Raw genomic sequence first — 6,000 nt, forward strand, 5'->3', positions numbered from 1 at the left:
CACCTCATCGTCATCCCGAACCCCGAGTCGGGTACGGACGGCAAGGGCCTGTCCGCGGTGCTCACGTACGCGGACAGCCTGTTCGACGAGGCATCGGCTCGCGAGATCGTCGACCGGTTCAGCCGCCTGCTCGACGAGATGACGCAGGACCCGGACCGGCCGGTCGGCGATCTGCAGATCCTCGATCCGGCAGAGCTCGATCAGGTTCTGACGCAGTTCAATTCGACGGACCATCCGGTCGACGCGGCGACCCTGCCGGAGCTGTTCGACCGTCAGGTCGCGAGGACTCCCGATGCGACCGCGCTGGTGTTCGAGGACCGCACCCTCTCCTACGCGGACTTCGATGCACAGGTGAATCGTCTCGCCCGGCACCTGATCGACATGGGCGTCGGTCCGGACAGCCGGGTCGGCGTCGGCATCCGGCGTTCCTTCGACCTGATGGTGGCGATCTACGCGATCGTGAAGGCCGGCGGTGCGTACGTGCCGCTCGACCCGGATCACCCCGTCGAGCGGACCGCGTACGTGTTGTCCGACGCGGCCCCGGTGTGTGTGCTCAGCGTGTCCGGTCAGGAGCTGGCGCTCGGCGACGACACCCGCCGGGTCGACATCGACACCCTCGATCTGAGCGAGCGGGCGAGCGGGCCGGTCACGGCCGTGGACCTCACCCGCGAGGTCCACGGCGAGGATCTCGCGTACGTGATCTACACGTCGGGCTCGACCGGGCGGCCGAAGGGCGTCGGTGTCTCGCATCGGGCGATCGCGAACCAGTTGCAGTGGAAGCAGTCCCGATACCCGATGGACGGCTCGGACCGGCTGCTCCACAAGACGCCGGTGACCTTCGACCTCTCCGTGTGGGAACTGTGGTGGCCGTTGACAACCGGTGCCGCACTGGTGATCGCCACGCCGGACGGGCACCGCGACCCCGCGTACCTCGCCGCGCTGATCAGCGAGCAGCAGGTCACGACAACCTATTTCGTGCCGTCGCTGCTGTCGGCGTTCCTCGAGGTGGCCGATGCGGGCGACGTCCGCTCGCTGCGTCAGGTGCTGTGCATCGGTGAGGCGCTGTCGCGGCCGACGGCCGAGGCGTTCAGCGAGTTCAGCGACGCCGCCCTGCACAACCTGTACGGCCCCACGGAGGCGGCAGTTGCCGTCACCGCGCAGCCGTACGCGGCGGGTACCTCGCCGACCGTCCCGATCGGTTCGCCGTGCTGGAACACCCAGGTGTTCGTGCTCGACCGCCGGCTGGCGCCGGTCCCGGCCGGCGTCGCGGGCGAGTTGTACCTGGCCGGTGCGCAGTTGGCCCGCGGCTACCATCAGCGGCCCGACCTCACCGCGGAGCGGTTCGTGGCGAACCCGTTCGGCGGGGACGGCACTCGGCTGTACCGGACCGGCGACCTGGTCCGGTGGAATGCGGACGGCGGCCTGGAGTTCCTGGGGCGCACCGACTTCCAGGTGAAGGTTCGCGGCCTGCGGATCGAGCTCGGCGAGATCGAGGCCGCGTTGGTCGCGGACCCCGCGGTCCGCCAGGCCGTGGTCGTGGTGCACGAGGGCCAGTTGGGTCAGCGACTGATCGGCTACGTGGTCGGCGAGGGCGCGGACCCGGTCGTGGCCGCGGAGGTGCGAGCCAGGATGTCGACGTCGCTGCCGTCGTACATGGTCCCGGAAGCGCTCGTGGTGCTCGACGAGTTCCCGCTCAACGTGAACGGGAAGCTCGATCGGAAGGCCCTGCCGGTGCCGGAGTTCGAGGCGCGGGCCTTCCGTGCGCCGTCGACGCCGGTGGAGGAGATCGTGGCCGGTGTGTTCGCGGACGTGCTCGGAGTGGAGCGGGTCGGCGCCGACGACGACTTCTTCGCGCTGGGCGGCAATTCGCTGATCGCCACCCAGGTGATCTCGCGGCTGGGTGCGGCGCTCGACGCGCAGGTGCCGGTGCGGCTGCTGTTCGAGGCTCCCACGGTGGCGGCGCTGGCGGTGGCCGCCGAGCTGCACGCCGGAACGGGTGGGCGTGCTCCGCTGGTGGCAGGACCGCGACCGGAGCAGATCCCGCTGTCCCTGGCGCAGCAGCGGATGTGGTTCCTCAACCAGTTCGATCCCGGGTCGTCGGCGTACAACGTGCCGATCGCGCTGCGGCTGACGGGCGAGCTGGACGTGGCGGCGCTGCGGTCGGCGGTCGGGGACGTGATCGCGCGGCACGAATCGCTGCGGACCGTGTACCCCGTGTCGGGGGAATCCGGGCACCAGGTGATCCTTCCGGTCGCCCAGGCGGTTCTGGACATGACCCCGGAGGTCATCGCACCCGAGGAGGTGGGTGCGCGCGTCGCAGCCCTGGTCACCCGGCCGTTCGACGTGACGACCGAGGTCCCGTTGCGCGGCTCGCTGTTCGAGGTCGGCGACGACGCGTTCGTCCTGGTGTTCGTGGTTCACCACATCAGCGCCGACGGCTGGTCGGGTGGCCCGATGACCCGCGACCTGATGGTGGCGTACGCGGCACGTAGCCGAGGCGAGGTGCCGGACTGGGCGCCGCTGCCGGCGCAGTACGCGGACTTCGCGCTGTGGCAGCGGGAGATCCTCGGTTCCGAGGACGATCCGCAGTCGCTGCTCTCGCAGCAGCTCGGCTACTGGACCGCGGCACTGTCCGGGTTGCCCGAGCTGCTCGAGTTGCCCACGGACCGTCCCCGGCCCGCGGTCGCGTCGAACCGCGGTGCGTCGCTGACCTTCGAGGTCGACTCCGACCTGCATCGGGCGCTGGCCGACTACGCGCGGGCGCACAACGCGACCCCGTTCATGGTCGTCCACGCCGCGCTGGCGGTGCTGTTGAGCCGGCTGAGCGGATCGGAGGACGTCGTGATCGGCGCCCCGACCGCCGGCCGCGGCGAGGCGGTGCTCGACGACGTGATCGGCATGTTCGTCAACACCCTGGTGCTGCGGACCGCGGTTCGCCGGGACGCGACCTTCGCCGAGGTGCTCGCGCAGGTTCGGGAAGCGGACCTCGGGGCGTTCGGGCATGCGGACGTCCCGTTCGAGCGGCTGGTCGAGGCGCTGAACCCCGTTCGATCGCAGGCACATTCGCCGCTGTTCCAGGTTTCGATGGCGTTCCAGAATCACGGCCGGGCGGAACTGGACCTGCCGGGCCTGCACGTGGGCGGCGTCGAACTCGACATGGCCGTCACGCAATTCGATCTGGACTTCGTGTTCGCGGATCGTCACGACGAGGACCGTCGACCCGACGGGATCGTCGCTCAGGTGACCTACTCGACCGACCTGTTCGACGAGTCGACCATCGACGGTTTCGTGCAGTACTTCCAGCGGGTGCTTCGCGCCGCGATCACCGCCGAGCCGGGTCCGGTCGGGGACATCGACCTGTTGCCGGATGCGCAGCGGCGCACCGTGCTCGACGAATGGAACCGCACCGCCGAACCGACGCCGAGCGGGCTTCTGCTCGACGGGTTCGGCGCGCAGGTCGCCGCAACACCCGACGAGACGGCGGTGATCTTCGGGGATCAGCGTCTGACGTACGCCGAGTTCGATGCGCGGGTCAATCGCCTCGCGCGCTGGCTGATCGCGGAGGGCGTCGGCCCCGAGTCGCTCGTGGGGCTCGCGGTGCACCGCTCGTTCGAGATGGTGATCGGGATGTACGCGATCGTCCGGGCAGGCGGCGGCTATGTGCCGCTCGATCCGGACCAGCCGGCGGACCGTTCCAGTTACATTCTCGGCGTTGCGAACCCGACGCTGGTGCTGTCGACCGCGCGGGACGGCTTCGCCTGCCCCGACGGTGTCCGGTCGGTGAATCTGGACGAGCTGGACGTCTCGGAGCTGTCCGATCGGCCGGTGCGGGCGGACGAGCGTCGCGCTCCGCTGCGGGGCGAGAACACGGCGTACGTGATCTTCACCTCCGGTTCGACCGGGCGTCCCAAGGGCGTGGCCGTCAGCCACGCTTCGGCCGTGAACCAACTCGCGTGGATGCAGGGCCGGTACCCGCTGGGCCCGTCCGACACGGTGCTTCAGAAGGCCCCGGTCACCTTCGACGTGTCGGTGTGGGAGCTGTTCCTGCCCCTGCAGGTCGGGGCCCGCATGGTCATCGCGAAGCCGGGTGGTCATCGAGACCCCGAGTACCTCGTCGCCGTCTCGAACGAGTGGTCGGTCTCGATCATGGAGTTCGTGCCGTCGATGCTCGACGTCTTCCTGGCCGATCCGCAGTTGCAGCTGCCGTCGTCGCTCCGGTACGTCCTCGCCGGTGGCGAGGAACTCACGGCCGAGCTGGCGCGCCGGTTCGCGGCCCGTTCCACCGCGGTGCTCGACAACACCTACGGACCCACCGAGGTCACGGTGACGTCGACGGCCTACCGGATCGAGGGCGACGTCGACGCCGTCGTTCCCATCGGGCGAGGGGTCTGGAACACCCGGGCGTACGTACTCGACTCACGACTGAACCTCGTGCCGACGGGCGTGCCCGGCGAGTTGTACCTCTCCGGTGACCAGCTCGCGCGTGGCTACCAGGGCCGTGCGGACCTGACCGCGGACCGGTTCGTCGCCGACCCGTTCGGGTCCGGCGGTGCCCGGATGTACCGCACGGGTGACCTGGTCCGGTGGAACCGGGACGGGCAGCTGGAGTTCCTCGGGCGCACCGACTTCCAGGTCAAGCTGCGCGGGCTGCGGATCGAACTCGGTGAGATCGAGTCGGTGCTCGCCAGGGCGGACGGTGTCGCGCGGGCGGCGGTCGTGGTGGCGCGCCACGAACGGGCCGGGGACCTGCTCGTCGGCTACGTGGTGCCCGAACCGGGTGTGTCGGTCGACGCGGTCGGGCTGAAGTCCACAGTGGGTGAGGCGCTCCCGGCGTACATGGTGCCCGCACAGATCGTGGTGCTCGACGACCTCCCGCTCAGCTCGTCCGGCAAGCTCGACCGCAACCGACTGCCGGCACCCGAAGTCGATGTGCGCGAGTACCGCGCGCCGGTCACGCCGACGGAACTGGCGATCGCGTCGGCGTTCGTCGAGGTTCTCGGCGCTGAACGGGTCGGGCTCGACGACAACTTCTTCGAGCTCGGCGGCAACTCGCTGAGCGCGATGAGGGTGGTGGGCAAGTTGCGCACCGAACTCGACACGGTCGTGCAGATGCCGTGGCTGTTCACCGATCCCACCCCGGAGTCCCTGGCCCGGCAGATCGAGCACGGCGCACAGGGTGGTGCCGACCACGGGTTCGGGGTGCTGTTCCCGATTCGTACCCAGGGGTCGCGGCCTCCGGTGTTCTGCGTGCACCCGATCGTCGGACTGGCGTGGTGCTACGCGGGACTCACGGAGTACGTCGATGCGGATCGGCCGATCTACGGACTGCAGACGCCGGCGGTGTCGGTCGACGGTCCGTTGCCGGCCTCGATCGAGGACATCGCGGAGGTGTTCGTCCGCGAGATCCGGCAGGTTCAGCCGTCTGGCCCGTACCACCTGCTCGGGTGGTCGCTCGGCGGCGTGATCTCGCATGCCATCGCGGTCCGGCTGCAGGAAGAGGGCGAGGTCGTGGAACTGCTCACGATGCTCGACAGTCACTCGGCCGACACCGAGCCCGTCGGTTCGGACGGTGAGGTGACCGTCGGTGAGCTTCTCGGGGGTGTCGGTCTGGACATCGGCGGCGACCGCAGTGTCGCCGACCTGACGATGCCCGACGTCGTGGCGGCATTCCGAGAGTTCTCCGGGGAGACCGAGGAGCGAGCCACCGAGATCGTCGGCCGACTGCTCGCGGCCGCCGAGCACAACTCGCGCCTGACCGCCTCCTACCGACCGCGGGTGTTCGACGGCGACATGCTGTTCTTCACCGCGGCCGACGACGATCCGACGGGTCGGCTCGCGGCCGACGGGTGGCAGGACTACGTCAGCGGTGCGATTCGCAATCACGGCGTCGCCAGCGATCACTGGGGCATGACGTCGCCGTCCGCGCTGGCGGTGGTCGGCCCGGTACTGCGTGAGCACACGAGCTCGCAGTGATCTCCTACCCCCGACAAGGTGTGGAAG

General features: G+C 69.8%; 1 protein-coding gene (cut by a window edge). It reads left to right on the forward strand.

The window, feature by feature from the left end:
- Positions 1-5,973, forward strand: the final stretch of a protein-coding gene (locus ACFXGJ_RS15200; RefSeq protein ID WP_378621268.1) for a non-ribosomal peptide synthase/polyketide synthase. Its footprint begins 21,219 nt before the window's first position; only the last 5,973 of its 27,192 coding nucleotides appear in the window; its start codon lies beyond the left edge, outside the window; the stop codon is at positions 5,971-5,973.
- The last annotated feature ends 27 nt before the right edge of the window (positions 5,974-6,000 follow it).

This window comes from Rhodococcus sp. NPDC059234, from assembly GCF_042754225.1.
GTDB lineage: Bacteria > Actinomycetota > Actinomycetes > Mycobacteriales > Mycobacteriaceae > Rhodococcus_G.